The organism is Streptomyces sp. NPDC048696 (assembly GCF_043198895.1).
Classification (GTDB): Bacteria; Actinomycetota; Actinomycetes; order Streptomycetales; family Streptomycetaceae; genus Streptomyces.
In genome coordinates this window covers 1-19,829 of sequence record NZ_JBICVJ010000002.1, presented here as the reverse complement: position 1 = coordinate 19,829, position 19,829 = coordinate 1, and the positions used below count along the sequence as shown (strand labels likewise).

Here is a 19,829-nt window from a genome sequence, read left to right as displayed (position 1 = left end):
GCACACGCGAAGTTCCCGTGGGCCGACGCGCGGGAAGCCGTCGGGCAGGCGTGCGCGGTCCGCTCACTGCGTCAGCGGAATTCCGATGTACAAGGACGGCACCGAAATGCGTCACCGAAATGCCGCTGTACAGGCGGGACGTCGGTGAGGCGGCATGGTGCCGTGGTGAGGTCAACCTTTCTCAGGCCAGTAACCCTGCATGAGGAGAACTCGGGTGGTCAAGGGGAGGATCTCCCGCGTGTGTCGTGGTCCGACGGCCTCAATCCCCTCTGATTACGGGGTTCATCGTGCCCGATGGCATGGGCGCGGCCGTATGAATCCGGCCAGCTTCGGACGTTCAGAGGGTGTTCACGAATCGGTCATGGCCGATTGACAATCGTGCTCCTGGCACGTGCCAGCCCATCAAAACCCCTGCGTACGGTGGGTGCTCAGGGCTGCACGGGCGACCATGTTCAGCCAAATGCGGTTGCGCGACGGAGATGATCGGCCCCGGCCGGTTAGCGCAGGGGTGGTCATGGGTATTGCCTCAGCGGCGGATGCGGAACGCGCCCAGTCGGTTCTGAGGGATAGGTCACTCGCAGAGGTGCCCTTTGGCCTCTTGCGACGGGACCGAATTCCCGCTTCACTGAAGCCGATTCGGGATCCCGGGCGTAGGCCAATACGGCCGTGCGGTAATGTGCCCAGGGTTTCCGGGTTTTCGCGTACCCGCTCCGCCGTGCCGCGTGAGCAGCCCTCGCCGGGCGGGAAAGACGCGGACGGGCGCGATGTGTGCCGCGCGGATGTAAAAGTTGAAAGGTATTCACATGCAGCGCAAGTTATGCCCGGTGGAAGCGATCTACGTGGCGCAGCGCAGCCGAGCCGTGCTCTCCTGCACGGTCCGGGGCGACGTCGACGAGAAGCTGCTCGCCGCCGCGTTCGCGGCCAAGGTCGCCGAGCATCCCTCGCTGCGCTGCCGGATCGCCGTCGAGGGCGGCACGGCCGTGCTGGAGCCGCTGGCCGAGGCCGATGTGCCGGCCCTGCTGGTACGGGACGGCGGGCCCGGCGCCGTCGTCGAGGAGTTCAATACCCCGCTGCCGGTGGGCGGTCCGCTGGTCCGCGCGGCGCTGCTGCGGGGTGCGGACGAGCACACCGTGATGCTGAGCGTGGACCACACCATCGCTGACGGACACAGCGGCATCGCCCTGCAGAACGCGCTGTGGGAGACGTATACGGCCCTCGCCGCGGGCACCTCCGCCGACACGGTGACCTCCGACGACTGGCCGGCCCCCGTCTCCGAGCTCCTCGCGCCCGCCTCCGAGCAGGAGACCGAGGACTACCTCGCGCGCCGCGTCGAGCGGGCCCGCAGCCACCCGGTGACCTCCCTGCCGTACGACGCGGCGGGCACGGAACCCGACCCCGGATCCCTTGAACTGGCCGTGGAGCGCGTGCTGTTGGGCCCCGGAGAGACCGAGCGGCTGCTGCGCTCCGCCAAGGCCGAGGGTGTGTCGGTGCACGGTTTCGTGGGCGCCGCGATGCTCAAGGCGGTGCGCCACCGGCTCGGCGGCGACCCCGGCCCGCGTTGGCTCGGCTGTATGTCACCGGTGGATCTGCGCTCCCGGATCACACCGCCGCTGGCCCGCGAGGTGATGGTCCCCGCGGTCACGTCCTGCCTGGACGTGCTGGAGGTGAGCCACGACGCCGATCCGCTGGCGCTGGCCCGGCAGATCACCGAGAACCTGCACACCTCCCTCGACCGGGGCGACTTCCTGCACGAGATGCGGCTCCTTCCCCGGGTGCCCGAGCACCCGGCGCTGCTCGCCACCAGCGTCATCGTCACCAACATGGGCCGCGTCGCGGGCCCGGTGACCCCGCCCGGCCTCGATGTCGTCGACGTACGGCTGGTCCCGGCGCGCGAGAACTACTTCCCGCAGGCCGGACGCGGCCCGCTGATGGGCTGCGTGACCAGCTTCGACGGCCGCCTCTGCGTCGAACTCCCGTACAGCAGGGCCTGTTTCACCCCCCGTCAGATGAGCGAGGTGCGCGACAGCCTGCACGCCACGCTGCTCGGCTTCTCGGCCCACCGCGGCGACGCCGAGGGCGCGGTGGCGGTCCCGGCGTGAGGCGGGCGTCCACCGACGCCCTCCCACGCGGTACGCACCATCCACGCACCCTGTATCAGCAGGCTGAGTCCAGGAGTAGTCCTGCGGTGATAACGACGAACGATTCGCGGGTCCCTGTCACCACCGCCCTGCTGCCCCGCGCACAGGCCGGGGACGACCGCGCCATGAACGAGATCCTTCTGCACATCTCGCCCTTCGTCGGCCGGCTCTGTCTGCCGATCGCGCGAAGCCACAGCTCGGACGCCGCGCAGGAGGCGCTGCTCGCCATCTTCCGGGGCATCCGGGGGCTGCGCGAGCCCGAGGCCTTCTACGGGTGGGTCCGCGCGGTGACCGTACGCGAGGCGGTGCGCACCTCGAAGAGGCTGAGCCAGGGGCCCACCGACGACCTGACCGACCGGGCTCTGGACGGCAACCCGCTGGACACCGTGCACATCACCGACGCGATGGACCGGTTGCCCGACCAGCACCGCCAGGTGCTCATGCTGCGGGCCGTGTACGGCATGAACGAGGAGGAGATGGCCGCCACCCTGGCGCTCCCGGTCGGCACCGTCCGCTCCCGGCTGCACCGGGCCCGGCGCAACTTCCAGGACGCCTGGCACCAGCAGGCGTCCTGACGACGGGGTGCGCCCGGTGATGTGAGCGGGTTCAGCCGACCGGGCGTCGGTCGACGGGGGTGACCGGCGTACGGATGGCCACGGAGGTGCGGCGCGGGCCGGACCAGGGGGCGGGCACGGCGTCGATGTCCCGCGCGAGCCAGTACGCCAACTGCTCGTAGTTGACCCGCCAGCCACGGAAGTGCGGCCACGCCTCCTGGGGCGTGCGCTCCATCGGATACCCCTGGTCGGCCATGCGCGCCACACCGTGCAGGAAGTCCTCGTAGGTGAGCTGGACGGGGTCGTCCGGATGCGGGTCGCGGTCGTACGGGATGCCGCGCATATCGGCGATGTCGCGCAGGCACACGAACCCGGCCCGCAGGGCCATCCGCACCTCGGGCTGCGGCTGCGAGGGGTTGAAGGCCAGGCGCAGCGCCGCCGCGTCCATCACCGACAGCAGGGCGATCAGCCAGTTGCGGCTCGCCTTGGGGGAGCGGAAGTGCAGCAGGACCGGGTAGGTGGTGTGGCTCTCGCTCACCTCGGCGCTCCACCGCTCCCAGTTGCGGAACAGCTCGGTGAGGCTGTGCAGCATCTCCACCTGGGCGTAGCGGGCCAGGATCTCCGGGCCCCACGGCGGGCTGCCCGCGCGGGCCTGAAGGAGCGTCACCTCGGTCTCGCGGCGCTGGTAGGCGCCGTAGAGGGTGGGCAGATACCCCACCTGGAGGCCGATCACCACGGGGCCGGTGGCGGCGGCGCAGAAGTCGATGACATTGAGCGTGACGCGGGTGCCGCTGGCGAAGCCGAGGGTGAAGAGCGAGGAGCCGGACTCGACCATCGCGTCCCTGACGGGAAGGTCGCTGACCGCCGCCTCAAGGAGCGCGTAACCCACCATGAAGCAGGCGAGCCAGCCCATCAGCGTCACGACGATGGACAGCGGCGCCACCGGGGCCAGTATGCGGTCCTTCGCCTCGGCATACGGCAGCCGGTCGGCGACGAGCTGGAACGGCCGGTGGACCAGGCGCTGCACGATGTGGGTGAAGCCGGAACGCGTCGGCCGGGGGATGACCAGCGTCCGCAGCACCGAGGAGAAGATACCCAGGACGATGACGGCACCCGTGATGCCCTGTAGTACACGCACCGCAGTTCTGTTCCTTCCCGGGGACTCGACGAGATCATTCAAGCGCACCGCCCGCCCGGGGACGGACACCGCGCGACAGCGCCGTAGCACGGGTGTTCAATGAAAGGTATGCATGCCGTACCGCGCATGCGACCGCGTCGCAGCCGTGCGCTCACCGTCTGCGCCCTGGCGGCCCTGCTGGCCGGGGCGAGCGGAACGGGCGCGGGCGCCGCGGGCCCCTCCGCGTCCGGCCCGCCGCCACCGGCTCCGCAGCTCACCGACGACGAGGTGAACAAGGCCGTCGGACAGCTCGACTCGGTCGTGTCAGCCGTCATGAAACGTACGGGAGTGCCGGGCGTCGCCGTCGCTGTGGTCCACAAGGACCGGGTCGTCCACCTCAAGGGCTTCGGCGACCGGCACGTCGGTGAGCGGGGCGCGGTGGACCCCGACACCGTCTTCGAGATCGCCTCGGTGTCGAAACCCGTCGCCTCCACGGTGATCGCCGGATCGGTGGGCGCGGACGGGAACGGCAAGACCGGCTGGGACACCCCGGTCGGTGGGCTGTTGCCGGGCTTCGCGCTGAAGGACCCCTGGGTGAGTTCGCACGTCACCGTCGCGGACCTCTTCGCGCACCGCAGCGGACTGCCGGACCACGCGGGCGATCTGCTGGAGGACCTGGGCTACGACCGCGCGTACATCCTGGACCATCTGCGGTTCGAGCCGCTGACGCCGTTCCGCGCGAGTTACGCGTACACCAACTTCGGCCTCACGGCGGCCGCGGAGGCCGTCGCCCGGGCCAAGGGCGTCAGCTGGGAGAAGCTGAGCGAGGACACGCTGTACAAGCCCGCCGGTATGAAGTCCACGAGCTCGCGCTTCGCCGACTTCGAGAAGGCCAAGAACAAGGCCGTCACCCACGTCAAGAACGCCGACGGCACCTGGAGCGCCCGGTTCGTCCGGGACGCCGATGCCCAGTCGCCGGCCGGTGGCGTCAACTCCACGGCCCGCGACATGTCCCGCTGGCTGCGCCTCCAGCTGGCGAACGGCAAGCTCGACGGAAAGCAGATCATCGACGCGGCGGGCCTGGCCCCGACGCACCTTCCGCAGATCGTCTCGCAGCCCCCGGCCGCGCCCACCGACCGCGCCGGTTTCTACGGCCTCGGCTGGAACGTCGGCTACGACGAGAGCGGCCGGCTGCGGCTCAGCCACTCCGGCGCCTTCGAGCTCGGCGCCGCGACCAGTGTGACCATGCTCCCCGCCGAACAACTCGGCATCGTGGTGCTCACCAACGCCGCGCCCATCGGTGTGCCGGAGACCGTGGCGCAGGACTTCTTCGACATCGCGCAGTTCGGCAAGCCGACACGGGACTGGCTGCCGCTCATCGGCGGAGTGCTTCACAAGCAGCTGAGCGAGGGCCGCTCCAGCACCGATTACGCCCATCCGCCGGCCGACGCGAAGCCCGCACGCACCGCCGGCGCGTACACCGGCGCCTATGACAACGCGTACTACGGCCGCCTCACCGTCACCGAGTCGGCCTCGGGCCTGGTCGCCGAACTCGGGCCGCGGCACATGCGGTTCCCGCTGACCCACTACAGCGGTGACGTCTTCAGCTTCGAGACCACCGGCGAGAACGCGGTGGGGCGCACCGGGGTCACCTTCAAGGACAACACGGTCCGGGTGGAATACCTCGACCGCACCGGCCTGGGCACTTTCACCAGGTCCGGCTAGGTGGCGGATCCGGGAGCGGTGCCCGCCGGTGAACTTCAGGAGCCATGGCAGCCGTTGGCGAAGTGATCAAGTGCCCGTAGAGGTCTGATAAATTTCATTTGGCCGCCATCTGAGTTGCGGCACGGTTCACCATCTTTTCGGGGGAGTTACCTAGATGAAGCGTACTTTGGCATGCCTCGGCGCGGTCGCCGCCGTCACCGTCGGCATGATCACGGTCAGCCCGGCGGCGCAGGCCTCCACCGGTTGCAGTGCCTCGACCAAGTACTACGACACGGCCGGTTACTACACCGACGTTCCGACCGCCGGCAACCGCGGCACCAACTTCTGCTCGCTGCGCCGCGGCGCGTCCAACGACGCCGTCTACGAGCTCCAGATCACCCTCAACCAGTGCTACGGCGAGAACACCGGCGGTTTCGACGGCCAGTTCGGCCCGAGCACCGAGTCCGCGCTGCGGCGGGTGCAGGGCAAGCTCGGCCTCGACGCCGACGGTGTCTACGGCCCGAACACCCGCGACGCGCTCAAGTGGGCCTGGCGCAACATGGCGGGCAACCACCGCTGCCTGCGCCTCACGGAGGCCCCGGGCCCGCTGCGCGACCAGTGATCTCGTAGTGAGACAAGCGACCCGCTCGTCCGACGGACGAGCGGGTCGCTTGCTGTTCGTGGGGGAGCGTCCTCGCGGAGGCTCAAGCCGCCTGGAGCGACTGGCGCTTGTGGGTGCTCGCCAGGTAGCCGATGAGCAGGGCGATCGGGACGATGAGCGCCAGGGTGACCGGACCGGTGCCCCAGCCGAGGCCGTGGCGGGTGGTGGGGACGCCCATCCAGTCGGCGAACGAGGCACCGAGCGGGCGGGTCAGGACGTACGCCCACCAGAACGCGGCCACCGCGTTGAGCCCGAGGAAGCGTCCGGCGAGGGCCGGGACCGCGATGAGGGCGGCGAACAGGACGCCGGACGGGAAGTAGCCCAGGTCAAGCGTGCCGGCGGTGAGGTCGCCCACCGCCGTGCCGAGCGCGAAGGTGGTCAGGACGGTCGCCCAGTAGAACGTCTCGCGGCGGGACGTGCGGATGCTGTGGATGGACAGCGTGCCCTCGCTGACGTACCAGGCGGTCAGGATCGCGGCCAGCGCGAGCGAGAAGGCCACCGCCGACACCGCGTAGGGGATACCGGCCACGACGTGGATGACGTCGGCGGCCATGGTGCCGAACACGCTGACCATCACGATCGCCGACCAGTAGGTCCACGGCCGGTACCGCGTCGCGCGGAACTGCAGGGTGAGCAGGGCCACCAGGCCGCCGAGGCCCAGGGCGCCCGCGGGTATGGGGCCCAGTGTGCGGCCCAGGTAGTCGGACGCGGTCTCGCCCACGCCCGTGGTGAGCACCTTCACCACCCAGAACAGGGCGGTGACCTCCGGAACCTTGCTCAGAGCCGGGCCGGCGCCCGGGCCGGGCACCGCTCCCCGGTGCCGTCCTTCTCGTACCGGCCTGGTCGCCGCGCCGCCCGGCTGTGTCATGCTCGTTCCCGCCCTTCCGGCGCCGCTGCGCCGATGTCCGCAACTGTGCGTCGTCCGGGCATGGTTGAGCCCGCCCGGCCCGGGCAGGCGCGACCGACCGGGCCAACGTCTACATGACTGTAGACGATCGAGCTGTGAGCGTTGCGGCGGGCGGGCGGGGGCAGGGGCCGGGCCCCGGGGTGCGTGCCCCCGTCGGTCACTCGCCGGCGTAGAGCAGATCCATGTTCCGCTCGGCCCAGTTCCGCATCTGCGCCAGCGGCTCGGCGGCGCTCTGGCCCAGCTCGGTGAGGGCGTATTCGACGTGCGGCGGGACGGCGGGGTAGACCGTACGGGACACCAGCCCGGCCTCTTCGAGGCGCCGCAGCGTCTGCGTGAGCACCTTGGGGCTGACGCCCTCAAGGACCCGCTGGAGCGCTCCGAAGCGCACCGGGCCGTCCTCCATCGCGCCGATCGCGAGGGCGCTCCACTTGTTGGCCAACAGGTCGAGCACGTTCCGGCACGGACACAGGGCCGCGTAGACGTCGTGCTTGTCGTGGCTGCCGGTGTCGCAGGTCCTGCCCATACGGGAACATCCTCGGTCGGAGTCGGTGGCCGGTCACGGGTTCGTGAGCTGTGATGCTACCCAAAAGATAGTAGGTGCCCTTGCAGGTTACTACTATCCGGAACGTAGCTTTGCGGCACAGATCACGGCGGGGTCAGCGTCCGCCGGAGCCATCGAGGAGTCACCTGTGTCCGCCGTCACACCCACCACACCCACCATGCGCGCCGTCACCCAGCAGACCTTCGGCGGACCCGAGGTCCTGCATCTCACCGAGGTGCCGCGCCCCGTGCCGCTGCCCACCGAGGTGCTGGTCCGCGTCGTGTCCGCCGGGGTCAACCCGGTCGATGTGAAGACGCGCGGCGGCGGCGCCATGGCGGGGGTCCTCGGGGAGCCGCCGTTCGTCCTCGGGTGGGACGTCTCCGGGGTCGTCGAGGAGGTCGGCTTCGGTGTGCACACCCTGGCCGTCGGCGACGAGGTGTACGGGATGCCGTGGTTTCCCCGCGCGGCCGGCGGCTACGCCGAGTACGTCACGGCCCCGGCCCGCCAGTTCGCCCGCAAGCCCGCCACGCTGACTCACGACGAGGCCGCCGCCGTCCCGCTCGCGGCTCTCACCGCCTGGCAGATCCTGGTGGACACCGCCGACGTGCGCCCCGGCGACCGCGTCCTGGTCCACGCCGCGGCCGGTGGCGTCGGGCACTTCGCCGTCCAGATCGCCAAGCACCTCGGCGCGTACGTCATCGCCACCGCCAGCGCCGCCAAGCACGCGTGGCTGCGCGAGCTGGGGGCGGACGAGGTCGTCGACTACACCGCCACCCGCTTCGAGGAGGAGCTCTCCGGCGTGGACGTGGTGGTCGACCTCGTCGGCGACGAGATCGACGCCACCAGCACGCGCTCCCTCGCGGTGCTGCGCCCGGGAGGACTGCTGGTCGCGGTCCCGTCCGGAGTGTCGGACGACCTCGCCGAGAAGGCGGCCGCGGCGGGAGTACGGGCCCGGCCCTACCTGGTGGAGCCGGACGGCACCGCCCTGACCACGCTCGCCGGACTCGTCGACGCCGGTGCGATCAAGGTCGAGGTGGCCGACGTGCTCCCGCTGGAGCGGGCCGCCGAGGCGCACGTCCGGGTGGCCGGGGGCCGCACCCGGGGCAAGATCGTCCTGCGGGTCGCCGAGTAGTCTCACAAGTAGTCCCACAGACGACTCTCTGAGTGGTCGTCAGCACTCGTACCCCATACGCCCCGCAGACCGTCGCCGAGCGCCGGGACTGTTCTTGGCCAACGTGTCGAGCCTGCCGTTCAGCGGCTCCGAGTCTCGCTACGCTGCCGGTCCGGGAGTGGTCCCAGGAGACGAGGCGCTATGGGGTGGCCCCTGCGGTGGGTGCGTGGTGCGGTGACCGTGGTCGCCGCGGCGGGGATGGTGGTCGGTACCGGCGTGCTCGCGCCCGGGGCGGCCCAGAGCGCCCCCGCCGTGGCGTACGGCCGTACGGTGCCGATCGGCCCCGGTGTGTTCTACCGGAGCTTCACCGTCACGGCGTCCCACGGGGCGACCCACGGACACCTGGTCGTGGTCGATCTGCGCAACCCCCGGGTCAGGGTGGACCTGCTGACCCCGGGCGCGGTGGCCGCGCGGGCCCGGGTGTCCGCCATGGCCGACGCGCGGGACGCGGTCGCGGCCGTCAACGGGGACTTCTTCGACATAAGCGAGGCCCAGCATCCCGGTGTCGAGGTCACCGGCGCCTCGGTGGGTCCCGCCATCGCCTCGGGCCGCGAACTCAAGGCCGCCGTGCCCGACGGCCAGCGCTTCGGCCCCTCCCTGCCGCCCGGCACCAGCGCCCGGGACGTCCTCGGCATCACCACCGGGCGGACCGCGTACGTGGACCAGCTCCGCCTCCTGGGAAGTGTCGAGACCGACCAGGGCGAGCTGAGGCTGGACGGGTTCAACCAGTACGCCCTGCCGGTGGGCGGAGTGGGCGCCTTCACCACGAAGTGGGGATCCGCTTCCCGGGCGCGCGCCGCCTGCGGTACGGACAGCGCGCGGGGTGCGCCGTGCACCGACGACACCTACGAGGTGACCGTGCGTCGGGGCAAGGTCGTCAAGACGTCGACCACGCTGGGGCGGGGACCGATTCCGGCCGACACGTTCGTTCTGGTGGGGCGCGAGAAGGGCGCGCGTGCTCTGCGCGCGCTGGGCAGCCACGCGCGCGTGGGCCTCGCACACCAGCTGCGCGGCCGCAGAGGGCCGTTGACGTTCGCGGTGGGCGGTCTGCCGGTGCTGCGGGGGCGCAGCCCCCTGGACGGGCTCGACGACGCCACGGCCGCCACGCGCACCGGCGCGGGCATCGGCGCCCAGGGCAAACGCCTCTACCTCCTCGCCCTGAACGGCGCGGCCGAGAACGACGCGGGCCTGACCCTCGCCGAACTCGCCCGCCTCATGCGGGACATCGGCGCCGAGGACGCGGTCAACCTGGACGGCGGCGGCTCGTCCACCCTGGCCACCCGTGTTCCGGGCGGGCGGCACGTCGTCGTACGCAATCGGCCGCCGGGAAGTTTCGAGCGTTCTGTGGCCAACGGGATCGGTGTGTTCGCCCGGCCCTGAACCCCGGCTCGTCGCACGGTGGTGTCGCTCGTACGGGATCGGGGCCCGCGGACGTTGAACGGTCGGTCGATGCCCGACGTAACAACGCGGTAGGGGTCGAGGAGCAGGGAGCCGGGATCCAACGGCAGTTGATCCGAGGCGTCCCTGACCCGGTCGATCCCGATCACTTGTCGACGAGAAGGGAATCTTCTTGTGAACTGGCGAGAGCGTGCGGCCTGCAGCACGGCGGATCCGGAGTTGTTCTTCCCCACCTACAGCAGGCGGCTCGCGGAGCAGCAGCTCGCGGACGCCAAGGCGGTCTGCCGACAGTGCCCGGTCACCCGGGCCTGCCTGCACTGGGCGTTGACGAACGGCGAGAAGCGCGGGGTGTGGGGCGGGCTCAGCGAGTACGAACTGCGCAGCCTGAGAAGGCGGATGGGCGGGGTGGAGGTGGCGTGAGGCGGCAGCCGTTCCGGAATCTTTTGCAACGGCAATGAACGCAACACCCATCACATGCGTACCTAGAGGCGCACACCTTCGGTCGGTTTCGATCGGCTACGTAACTCATCCCAGGAGGCGGCGAGTTGACTCACAGGCGGATACCCAAGCGGCGGGTCGCGTTGGCGGGAGCCGGGGCCGCGGGCCTCATCGCGGCGGCCGTACTGATCCCGCACGCGAACGCGTCCCAGGCCCAGGCCGAACCCCCGCCCGACGCCGGGGCCGCGGCCGCGCCCGCATCCGGCAAGGCGACCGCCGCGTCGGCGTCGGCGCTGGTCGACGGTCTGGCCAGGCAACTCGGCGACGCCTTCGCGGGGGCGTACTTCGACGCCGGTAGGCAACAGGTCGTCGTGAACGTCGTCGGCGGCGCCGACGACCGGGCGAACGCGCAGGTGAAGAAGGCCGGAGCGATACCGCGTGCGGTCCGCAACAGCGCGGCCGACCTGCGTTCCGCGGCGCACACCCTGGCCCGCACCGCGACCATCCCGGGCACCGCGTGGGCGGTGGACCCCCGGACCAACCGCATCGTCGTCTCGGCGGACCGGACGGTCAAGGGCGGGCAGTTGACCCGACTGGAGAAGGCCGTCAGAGCGCTCGGCGGTGACATGGCGCAGATCCGCAAATCCGGTGGGCGGTTCACACCCTTCGCCGCGGGCGGGGACGCCATTTTCGGTGGCGGGGCGCGGTGTTCGCTCGGCTTCAACGTCAAGACGCAGGACGGCCGTCCCGGTTTCCTGACAGCGGGCCACTGCGGTGTCGCGGCTCGGCAGTGGTCGCTGAGCGCGAACGGCGCACCCGCCGCGACCGTCCAGAAGGCCACCTTCCCCGGCAACGCGGACTTCTCCCTGCTCACTTACGACAACCCGGCCACGAAGGCACCCAGTACGGTCAACACGGGCGGGGGACGGGCGGTGCAGATCAACCGTGCCGCCGACGCGTCGGTGGGACTGCGCGTCCTGCGCATGGGCAGCACCACCGGGCTCCACGACGGCACGGTCACCGGCCTCGACGCCACGGTCAACTACCCCGAAGGCACCGTCACCGGGCTCATCCAGACCAACGTCTGCGCCGAGCCGGGCGACAGCGGCGGCAGCCTCTTCACCGCCGACGGGAGCGCGGTCGGCCTGACGTCCGGCGGCAGCGGCGACTGCAAGGCGGGGGGTGAGACGTTCTTCCAGCCGGTCACCGCCGCGCTGGCCGCCACGGGAGCCACGATCGGCGGGGGCGGCGCGGGCGCCGGAGGCGGGGGAGGCGGCGCCGGTGACGCAGGTGGCGCGGGTGATGTAGGCGGTGGAGGCGCGGGCGACGGATCGGCCGCACCGACCTCGCCCTCGACCTCGGTCCCGGCGCCCAACGGTGGCGGCGGGCGGGGGTGAATCCGTCACCGGCGGGCGGGGTGACGGCAGTTGCGGTCGCCCCGCCCGCCGGTCGCGGTGTGTGGTGTCACGCCTCCACGGGAGCGGCCGCGGTGGTGTCGGCCTTGGCGCCGGGGGCAGGTGCCTGAGCCCGCTCGGTGACGGCGTCGCGCTGGGGCGCGGTGTAGAACACCGAACCCTGCCTGCGCTCCCGCTCCAGGTCGCCCTTGGCGACGAGCGCCTCCAGGGTGTTGCGCACGACCTGCGAGCTGGTGGTGCGGTCCGGGTGGGCCGTGGCCAGTTCGCCGACGATGTCCGCGACGGTGCGGGGCTCCTTGTGGTCCGCGAAGAGGCCGAGGACCAGCTCGCGCAGGGTGGGACCGCCGCTCTCCGCGCCGGAGCGGGCCGTGTCCTTGGCCGGCGCGGCCGTCTTCTTGACGCTCTTGGCGGCCTTGGTGCTCTTGGCCGTCTTGCCCGCCTTGGTATCCGCCTTCTGTTCCCGCGGCTTGGGCACGGCCGCCCGGGCGGGGGCGGGTGCGGCGGCCGATGCCGATGCGGCGGTGGCGGCGGCAGCCGGGGCGGGGGTGGCCGCGGTGGGCGTCTTCGCCGAGGCCTTCGCCGTCTTCGCCGGGGTCTTCGGCGCGGACTGCGCCGCCGTCTTCGCCGCACCCTGCTTACGAGGTGTCGCCGTCGTGGGTGCGGTGGTGGTGTCGCTGAGGGTGCTCCGCATGGTCTGCAGCAGACCGTGGTCCTGCTCCAGGTCCTGGAGTTGGGTCTGGAGTGTGTCGAGTTCCGCGCGGATGCGTGCCTGGTCCTGCTGGTTGGCTTCCAGGTCGGCGGCCACACGTGCCGCGTACTGGTCCTTGAGAGTGGTGGTGTCCGGCTCGTCCGCCATGAGAGTTCGCTTTCTTCGTGCTGGATGTTGCCGCCGGATGCTACCCATCTCTGCGGCAACAGCACAGGTGAGTGCGCATAAGTTTCACACGTTGGCGGGCCGATGTACCCCCGCCAACCCCCCGGACACACAACGCCGATCGTCGGTCCTGGTGTGTGCGGGACGCTGGGATGCGTACGAGGGTGTGGTGTGAACTCCGGTGAGTATGAAGGCAGTTGAGGGAATGATCGCCCCTCGCACGCCATCCCGTGTCGGTGTGCCGGAGTACTTCCTGTGCGTGTGAACCGGCCGATGCTCCTGGCGGCTTCGGTTTGCCAAGCCTCACCTTTCCGTTGGTGACTCTGGCCGGAACTGCTCCGGTGCTAAGTGCCTGGCCCGGGGGGTGTAGGCGTGGGGGCGCACGGGGCGCGCGCGTTGCCGGGGCACGCTCCGATGCGCCGCGTGCACCGGAAACGAGGGCGCGGGGCCCGTTCGTCTGAGAAGTACACCCGAATGGGGGCGGTCCGGGGAGGCCGCGGGGGGACGAGGGGGACGGCTGTGCGCATCAGGTTACGGATGAGGGGGCTGCCGGTCGTGGCGCTGGTGGTGGCGCTGCTGGTCTGTGCGTCGGGGCCGAGCCTGGCGATGGCGCCATCGCCCAGGCCACCGTCACCGGGTCCGGTACTGCCGCCGCCGCAGGCCAACCCGCACAAGTCGACCCGGCCGCCCCGCAATCCGGCGACGCCCATGCTGTCGGTGAGTCCGAAGACGGTGGAGCAGGGCAAGGACACGTATGTGACCGTTTCCGGAAGGTACTTCACCTGCTACGCCTGGGACGTGGGCACGGTCACACTGACCGGAGACGTACCCGCACCGATCTCGGTGGTGACCGACAACTCCAGCGGGTTCTCACAGCAGGTCAAGGTGGCGAAGGATGCCGCTCCGGGCGTTCACACAGTGATCGCGACCTGCAACGGGAGCCCTGACATCACCAAGGAAGCGACCTACGAGGTGGTGGCCCCGAATCCGCCACACGTGGATCCCGCCTTCGCCCTGAACCCCGACCGCGGTGAGCCGAAAACACCGGTGGGAGTGTCGGGCAAGGGATTCCTGTGCGCCGGCGCGGCCCGTGTTTCGTGGGACGGGACGACGCTGCCGGACGCCGAAGCCACTCCCGCCGCCGACGGCACGCTCACCACGTCGTTCACCGTGCCGCCCGATACGACAGCCGGGACCCACCAGGTGACGGTGAGCTGTGCGGCAGCCGCGCCGGGTACTCGTTCCGTGGCGGCGGCAGGCATCGCGGTGGCGCGGACGTTCACCGTGACCCAGCCACCCGTCGTTCCACCTCCCGTCTCCCCACCTCCCGTCTCCCCACCACCTGTTTCCCCACCACCTGTTTCTCCGCCGCCAGTTTCTCCACCACCCGTCTCACCGCCCCCCGTCAACCCGCCGCCCGGTGGCTCGGCGGGGTCCCCGCCGCAGGGAGGCGGCACCGGCTTCCTGCCCAACCCCTTCATCCCCGGGGTCACCGCTCCCGGGGTCATACCGACCCCGCCCGCCTTCACCAGGCCGGATCCCTCTCACCCCGCTGCGTCGGATCCCTCTCCCACCGCCTCGGACAACCATGCGATTCCGCCGCCCGGGGACCCTTCGCGCACACCCGGACCCGACAAGGGCAACGGCAAGGGCGACGGCAACGGCACCGGCGGCGGTACGAAACCGCGTCCCGATGTCCGGCACGACCGCCCGGCCGGGCTGGTGGGGAGCGTGCGGACGCCTGCCGAGATCTCCTGGGCGCTGCGGGATGTGGCGGGGTCGGTGGGCATGGCCCTGTGGTTCCTGCTGCTCGTGCTGCTGCTGGAGAAGGCGTTCCCCGCGCAGCTGGCGGAGAACGCGGTGGGCCGATGGTGGCGTCAGCGCCGGAGGCGACGCCAGGTGCGGGACAGGGCGGCCCGGTTGCCCGGCTGGGTGCGGATGGGCGCCTTCGCCGCCCTCGGCGGGGTCCTCGTCGTCTGGGCCGACGCGACGGCTCACTGGGGCGTGTCCACCCTGACCAAGGCACTGGGAGCGGCGGTGGGCACGCTGCTGATCCTCGTGACGTACGAGAAGACCAAGGACTCCCTGCTGCGGCCCGGCCGGGGCGGAGTGCCGGCCGAGCTGCGGGTGGTTCCGGCGGGCCTCGTCCTGGCGGTGCTGATGGCCGCGCTCTCCCGTGGCCTGGCGTTCCCGGTGCCGTACGTCTACGGCCTGGTGGCGGTCTACATGGTGCTCGGCGCCGTGCCGCCGGGGCACCGCCCGTACCACGCCATGCCCAAGGGGCAGGCGGTGATGATCGGCGGGATCTGCGTCCTCAGCGCGGCACTGCTCGTGTGGGCCGTGGGCGCGCCACTGATCGAGCGCGGACGCACCGCCGCGCCCGGAACCGCGCCGTACCTCCTGGCGTACACGGTCTGCCTGATAGTCGTCGGCGGTATCGAGGTCGTGGTCTTCGGGATGCTCCCGCTGGCCGGCATGGACGGACACGCGCTCAAGCGCTGGAGCAGGCCCGCCTGGTACGGCCTGTATCTGATCGCCCTGACCCTGTTCTTCCACGTCCTGCTGCACTCCGCGCACCCCGGGTTCGGCCCCGGCTTCGTGGTCTCGAACGATCTGCGCTGGTGCACCCTGGCCATCGCGACGGGGCTGTTCGTGGCGGCCTGGGCCTTCTCGCTGGGGCTGCGCGGCTATGTGGCCCGACTGGAACGCCGGACGGCGGCGGTGGGCTGAGCGGGTACGGATGCGGCCCGGGGCGGCGGCGTGCGATGCGCCGGGGCGGAGTCGATGATGGGAGGCCCGTGCCGGGTGCGCACCCGCCCGTGCCGGTCACGCATCCCAGAGACAGGACCAGACGATGCCGCAGGAACGAGCAGGTGAGCGGTCCTTCCCCGAGCCGGGCCGGGCCTGGGCGGGACACGACGGCGCCGAGGCGTTCGCGGCGGTGGACGCGGCGAGCGACTGGCTGCTCGGCTACCCGTTCGTGTTCCGTGCGGTGGCGCGGGGGAGCCGTGAGGGCGGTGTTCTGCTGGACTTCGGCTGTGGGCCGGGGCAGGTGGCCGATGAGGCGGCGCGGGCGCTCGGCATGCGCATCATCGGTGTGGACGCCTCCCCGGACATGCTCATCCTGGCCCGCGATCAGGGCACGCCCGACGCCGAGTACCACCTGGTGGCCGACGGCCGGGTGGGTGAGCTGCCGGACGCGTGCGCGGACGCGGCGATGTGCAACCACGTGCTGGCGTCGCTGCCCGACGAGGCGACCCTCCTGGAGGTGTTCGGCGAGATCCACCGGCTGCTGCGCCCCGGGGCCCCGCTCGCGCTGCTCTCCACCGACCCGTCCTGCGCCGGCATCGAGTACGCCTCGTTGAAGGTGGGGGAGCCGGGCGTCACCTACCGGCCGGGCGAGCCGCTGACCGTGCGGCTGCGCCGCACCGACGGGACCTGGCAGTCCGTACGCAACTACGCGTGGCCCGTCGGGGTGTTCCCGCCGCTCCTCGAACGGGTCGGCTTCACCGAGGTGGGGCAGCACCACCCGACGCCCGACGAGGCGGTGGGCGTGGCCGATCCCGGCCATGTGCGCAGCCGTGACTGGGCCGCCGAGCGGTCGCGGCCGCCGCTGGTGGTGACCACGGCAGTCAAGGCGTGACACCGTTCAAGGCGTGACACGTTCGATGCGTGACGCGTTGCGCTGTCGCCGGGGTCGCGTCGTTACAGAAGGTCCGTCGCGGTGCGGGCCGCTCGGGGAGCCCGAGGGCCGTGTTTTCCGTACGGAAGGTGCATCTTCAGGTTGATTCCCGGCATAAGCAAGAGTTACGGAAATGTCCTGAATCTGTAAAGCGGGTCGGTTCAACGCCGTCGACGGCTCGGCGGCGGGCGAGAGTGTGGTCCTCGGCACCAGCCGGGAACCTGGCCCGCCCCATCACCCGGCCCGAACAGGGTCGTTGGGGGCTTGTCCTTGAGAAGGCACGCACATGTCTGTTTCGCGCACCAGCCGCCGCATCATCGCCACCCTCGTCGCCTCCGGCACCCTGGTCGGGGCCGCGGCGCTGCCGGCCGTCGCCGCCGGCCCCCACCGGCACGCCCCGCGCTCGGCCGTGGTGATCGGCAAGGTGCAGTACAACAGCCCCGGCCGTGACGACCGTTCCAACCGGAGCCTCAACGGCGAGTGGGTGGAGGTGAAGAACACCGGCCACCGCGCGGTCCAGCTGCGCGGCTTCACGCTCACCGCGAGCGACGGCACCCGCTACCGCTTCCACGGTCTGCTCCTCCAGGGCCACTCCGCCGTCAAGGTCCACAGCGGCGTCGGCCGCGACTCGCGTCACGACGTCTACCAGGACCGTCACCACTACGTCTGGGGCAACAACCACGACACCGCCACCCTGCGCAACGACCGCGGCCGGATCCTGGACACCGCGTCCTGGAACCTCGGTGGCCACCACCTGCGTCACCACCACCGCTGATCCCGCCCGGCGTGCCCGCGGCCCACAGAGGCCGCGGGCACGCCGCGTTTCCTGCAACTCGCAGACCACTCAACGGTGGTGCGCGGTGTGACGGTGGTGGTGGATCCGACGGTGAGCGACGCGGTGCCCGCGCCCGGGCTCAGCGCAGTCGTTCGATCGCCACCATCGCCGCGTCGTCGCCGAGTCTGCGGCCCGCCGCATGGGCGATCAGGTCGTCGCGGAGGTGGCGCAGCAGCGACGCGGGGCTCGTGCCCGACCAGGCGGCAAGGCGCTCCGGCAGGGGGTAGAACGCGCCGGTCCCGTCCCGCGCCTCGATGACGCCGTCGGTGTAGAGGAGCATGATGTCGCCCGGCTCGAAGGCGAACCTCTCCGCGACGAGGGCGGGTTCCGCCAGGCCCGCGAGGCCCAGCGGTGGCGCCGGCTGGGTCACGTCCAAGGAGATGACGCGGCCGTCGCGCAGGAGCAGCGGCGGGGGATGGCCGCAGTTGATGAGGCGGAGTACCGGTTCGCGATCGGGGATGTCGAGCACGGCGGCGGTGATGAACGCCTCGGCCCGGTCGTCGACTTCGTCGCCGTGCGGGCCGGTGTCGGCCAGGTCCGGGCAGACGGCGCCCTCCAGATAGGAGACCAGGCCGGACAGCTCCGCTTCTTGATGGGCGGCGGCCCGGAACGTGCCGAGCACGACGGCGGCGTCCCCCACGGCCTCCATCCCCTTGCCGCGTACGTCGCCGATGATCAGCCGGGTGCTCAGCGTCGTACGCGCGGCGGCGTACAGATCGCCGCCGATCTGCGCCTCCGCCTCGGCGGACAGATACATGGACGCCATGCGCAACGGGCCGATCCGTTCGCGCAGCGGGCGCAGCACCACCTGCTGTGCCGCCTCGGCCACGTAACGCAGCTGGATCATCTGCCGCTCGTGCACCTCGCGCAGATGGGCGAAGAGCGTCACGAAGACCGAGATCAGGATCAGCGAGACGATCTGGATCGAGTGGTTGAGATCGGTGACGCTGCCGCGCGCCATCGCGACCACCACCTGGGCCAGGACGGCGACCGCACCGACGAGGCCGGTGGTGCGGGGACCGGCGAACGACGCGGTGATGGCCGGGGCGGTCGCCAGGAACGGCCCCAGATGGACATCGGGCGGCGCGAGGACGTCCACCACCGATACCAGAGCGATCAACGCGAACGGTGCCACCAGCAACGCATGGCGCAGCGGGTGGTAAGGGTGCTGATCCGTGCGCACTGCCCGAAGATCCATGACTCCTGGATACACCGCACTCCGGTCCGGAGCCCCCACGCCCGGCCGACGGACACACGAAGTCCCCTGCCGACCGGGCCGGCGCACGGGTCCCGGCGCACGGACGCCGCGCGTGGCGGCACCGCCCGCCGCCTCGCCCCTCAGTTCCCCGCCAGCACCTGCCGCAGCACCTCGGCGAACTCCTTCGGCCGGCCGACGAAGCCCCCGTGGTCGCCGGGAAACTCGACCGGCGGCGTGCCGATGAGCTCGGCCAGCGCGATGGAGGTCCGATACGTGACCAGGGCACGGGAGTCGGCGCCGATGCCGACGACGACCCGGGCCGGGCCCGCGGTCAGCGCGGCGATGTCCGGCAGATGGCGGGTGGTGCCGCGCAGTTCATGGGCGAAGAAGTGGGCGCCGTTGGCGATGTCCTGCGGCGTGGGCTCGAACGGGGGTGTGGCGGGGGCGCCGTCGTCTCCGGTGACATCTCCGCCGGAGTCGAATCCCGCACTGGCCATGAACCGCATCCACGCCGCCGCCTGCCCCTCACGGTGGAAGGTCGCCACGATGTCGTCGGTCTCGGCGCGCCGCACAGCGGCGTCGGGCAGCAGTTCGAGCAGGGGAGGCTCGTGTGCGACGAGGGTGCGGACCCGTCCGGGATGCCGGGCGACGAGCGCGAGGCCCGTCACCGCGCCGCCGCTGCTGCCGAACACATCGGCGCTCTCGGCGCCGAGAGCGTCCAGGAGGGCTGCGACGTCGTCGGCCCGCAGCTCGGGCGTGGAGTCCTGCTCGGGATCGGTGAGGGTGCTGCCCGAGATGCCCCGGGGGTCGTGGGTGACGACCATGTGGTCGTCCGCGAGCGCCTCGGCCAGCGGCGCGAACGCCGCCGCGTCCATCGGCGCCCCCATGACCAGCAGCAGCGGTCCCGAGCCGCGCACTTCGTAGTGCAGGCGTGCGCCGGGCACGTCTATGCGATGGGTGGTCCTGCCCGTGGTGCTCATTCCCGGGGGTCCTTCCGTAGCCGGTCGTCCGCGATCGCGGTCACGAAGGAAGGACTTCGCCCGGTGCGAAAACTCATCGCTGCGGCGGGGGGCCGGGGGGGGGGGGAGCCCCCCCCGCCCCCCCCCGGGGCCCCCGGGGGGGGGGGGGGCCCGCGGGCCCGGGGGGGGGGGGCCGCCGGGGGGGGGGGGCCCCCCGGGCGGGGCGGCCCCCGGCGG

At 71.6% G+C, this 19,829-nt stretch carries 17 protein-coding genes; 11 read left to right on the top strand and 6 right to left on the bottom strand.

Annotation, left to right across the window (positions count from 1 at the left end; all coding sequences use genetic code 11):
* The first annotated feature begins 803 nt into the window (after positions 1-803).
* Together ACGFRG_RS03190 and ACGFRG_RS03185 are read left to right on the top strand one after the other, a co-directional pair.
* Complete coding sequence (locus tag ACGFRG_RS03190; RefSeq protein WP_393260879.1) at positions 804-2,099, top strand: condensation domain-containing protein; 1,296 nt, start codon at positions 804-806, stop codon at positions 2,097-2,099.
* A gap of 86 nt (positions 2,100-2,185) precedes the next feature.
* Complete coding sequence (locus ACGFRG_RS03185; protein WP_393260877.1) at positions 2,186-2,713, top strand: RNA polymerase sigma factor; 528 nt, start codon at positions 2,186-2,188, stop codon at positions 2,711-2,713.
* Between the two features lie 31 nt (positions 2,714-2,744).
* Here ACGFRG_RS03185 and ACGFRG_RS03180 read toward each other — a convergent pair whose 3' ends face one another.
* A complete protein-coding gene (locus tag ACGFRG_RS03180; protein ID WP_393260874.1) occupies positions 2,745-3,830 on the bottom strand; it encodes a hypothetical protein in 1,086 nt (361 codons plus the stop codon).
* 126 nt (positions 3,831-3,956) lie between these two features.
* On the opposite strand from ACGFRG_RS03180, the gene ACGFRG_RS03175 reads away from it, so the two are divergent.
* Both ACGFRG_RS03175 and ACGFRG_RS03170 read left to right on the top strand, forming a co-directional pair.
* A complete protein-coding gene (locus ACGFRG_RS03175) occupies positions 3,957-5,534 on the top strand; it encodes a serine hydrolase (protein ID WP_393260871.1) in 1,578 nt (525 codons plus the stop codon).
* 154 nt (positions 5,535-5,688) lie between these two features.
* Positions 5,689-6,135 carry a peptidoglycan-binding protein gene (locus ACGFRG_RS03170; RefSeq protein ID WP_393260869.1) on the top strand — a complete coding sequence of 149 codons (447 nt, stop codon included), beginning with the start codon at positions 5,689-5,691 and terminating at the stop codon, positions 6,133-6,135.
* 82 nt (positions 6,136-6,217) lie between these two features.
* Here the strand turns inward: ACGFRG_RS03170 and ACGFRG_RS03165 are convergent, their stop codons facing one another.
* On the bottom strand, positions 6,218-7,042 hold the full coding sequence (locus ACGFRG_RS03165; RefSeq protein WP_361417809.1) for a hypothetical protein: 825 nt from the start codon (positions 7,040-7,042) through the stop codon (positions 6,218-6,220).
* Positions 7,043-7,238: 196 nt separating this feature from the next.
* Positions 7,239-7,604, bottom strand: a complete 366-nt coding sequence (locus ACGFRG_RS03160; protein ID WP_361417806.1) for a helix-turn-helix domain-containing protein — start codon at positions 7,602-7,604, stop codon at positions 7,239-7,241.
* Between the two features lie 196 nt (positions 7,605-7,800).
* Between ACGFRG_RS03160 and ACGFRG_RS03155 the strand changes: the two genes are divergently transcribed.
* The 4 genes from ACGFRG_RS03155 (at position 7,801) to ACGFRG_RS03140 (ending at position 12,026) form a co-directional block, all read left to right on the top strand.
* Positions 7,801-8,754: an NADP-dependent oxidoreductase gene (locus ACGFRG_RS03155; protein ID WP_393261798.1), complete on the top strand. Its 954-nt coding sequence runs from the start codon at positions 7,801-7,803 to the stop codon at positions 8,752-8,754.
* A gap of 180 nt (positions 8,755-8,934) precedes the next feature.
* Positions 8,935-10,173: a phosphodiester glycosidase family protein gene (locus ACGFRG_RS03150; protein ID WP_393260865.1), complete on the top strand. Its 1,239-nt coding sequence runs from the start codon at positions 8,935-8,937 to the stop codon at positions 10,171-10,173.
* A 192-nt stretch (positions 10,174-10,365) separates the two neighbouring features.
* Positions 10,366-10,611: a WhiB family transcriptional regulator gene (locus ACGFRG_RS03145; RefSeq protein ID WP_361417800.1), complete on the top strand. Its 246-nt coding sequence runs from the start codon at positions 10,366-10,368 to the stop codon at positions 10,609-10,611.
* Positions 10,612-10,736: 125 nt separating this feature from the next.
* Positions 10,737-12,026, top strand: coding sequence for a S1 family peptidase (locus ACGFRG_RS03140; RefSeq protein ID WP_393260862.1), 1,290 nt, complete (start codon positions 10,737-10,739; stop codon positions 12,024-12,026).
* A 67-nt stretch (positions 12,027-12,093) separates the two neighbouring features.
* On the opposite strand, the gene ACGFRG_RS03135 is transcribed toward ACGFRG_RS03140, so the two are convergent.
* Positions 12,094-12,900: a hypothetical protein gene (locus ACGFRG_RS03135; protein ID WP_393260860.1), complete on the bottom strand. Its 807-nt coding sequence runs from the start codon at positions 12,898-12,900 to the stop codon at positions 12,094-12,096.
* A 537-nt stretch (positions 12,901-13,437) separates the two neighbouring features.
* On the opposite strand from ACGFRG_RS03135, the gene ACGFRG_RS03130 reads away from it, so the two are divergent.
* From ACGFRG_RS03130 to ACGFRG_RS03120, 3 genes are all read left to right on the top strand, one after another.
* Positions 13,438-15,648, top strand: a complete 2,211-nt coding sequence (locus ACGFRG_RS03130; protein WP_393260857.1) for an FGLLP motif-containing membrane protein — start codon at positions 13,438-13,440, stop codon at positions 15,646-15,648.
* 124 nt (positions 15,649-15,772) lie between these two features.
* Positions 15,773-16,561: a class I SAM-dependent methyltransferase gene (locus ACGFRG_RS03125; protein ID WP_393260854.1), complete on the top strand. Its 789-nt coding sequence runs from the start codon at positions 15,773-15,775 to the stop codon at positions 16,559-16,561.
* Between the two features lie 325 nt (positions 16,562-16,886).
* The gene (locus ACGFRG_RS03120; protein WP_393260851.1) at positions 16,887-17,375 is read left to right on the top strand and encodes a lamin tail domain-containing protein; all 489 of its coding nucleotides are present in this window, start codon (positions 16,887-16,889) and stop codon (positions 17,373-17,375) included.
* 139 nt (positions 17,376-17,514) lie between these two features.
* On the opposite strand, the gene ACGFRG_RS03115 is transcribed toward ACGFRG_RS03120, so the two are convergent.
* Together ACGFRG_RS03115 and ACGFRG_RS03110 are read right to left on the bottom strand one after the other, a co-directional pair.
* Complete coding sequence (locus ACGFRG_RS03115) at positions 17,515-18,633, bottom strand: PP2C family protein-serine/threonine phosphatase (RefSeq protein WP_361417782.1); 1,119 nt, start codon at positions 18,631-18,633, stop codon at positions 17,515-17,517.
* Positions 18,634-18,773: 140 nt separating this feature from the next.
* Entirely contained in the window at positions 18,774-19,613 is an 840-nt protein-coding gene (locus tag ACGFRG_RS03110; protein ID WP_361417779.1) for an alpha/beta hydrolase, read from the bottom strand.
* Between the last annotated feature and the right edge of the window lie 216 nt (positions 19,614-19,829).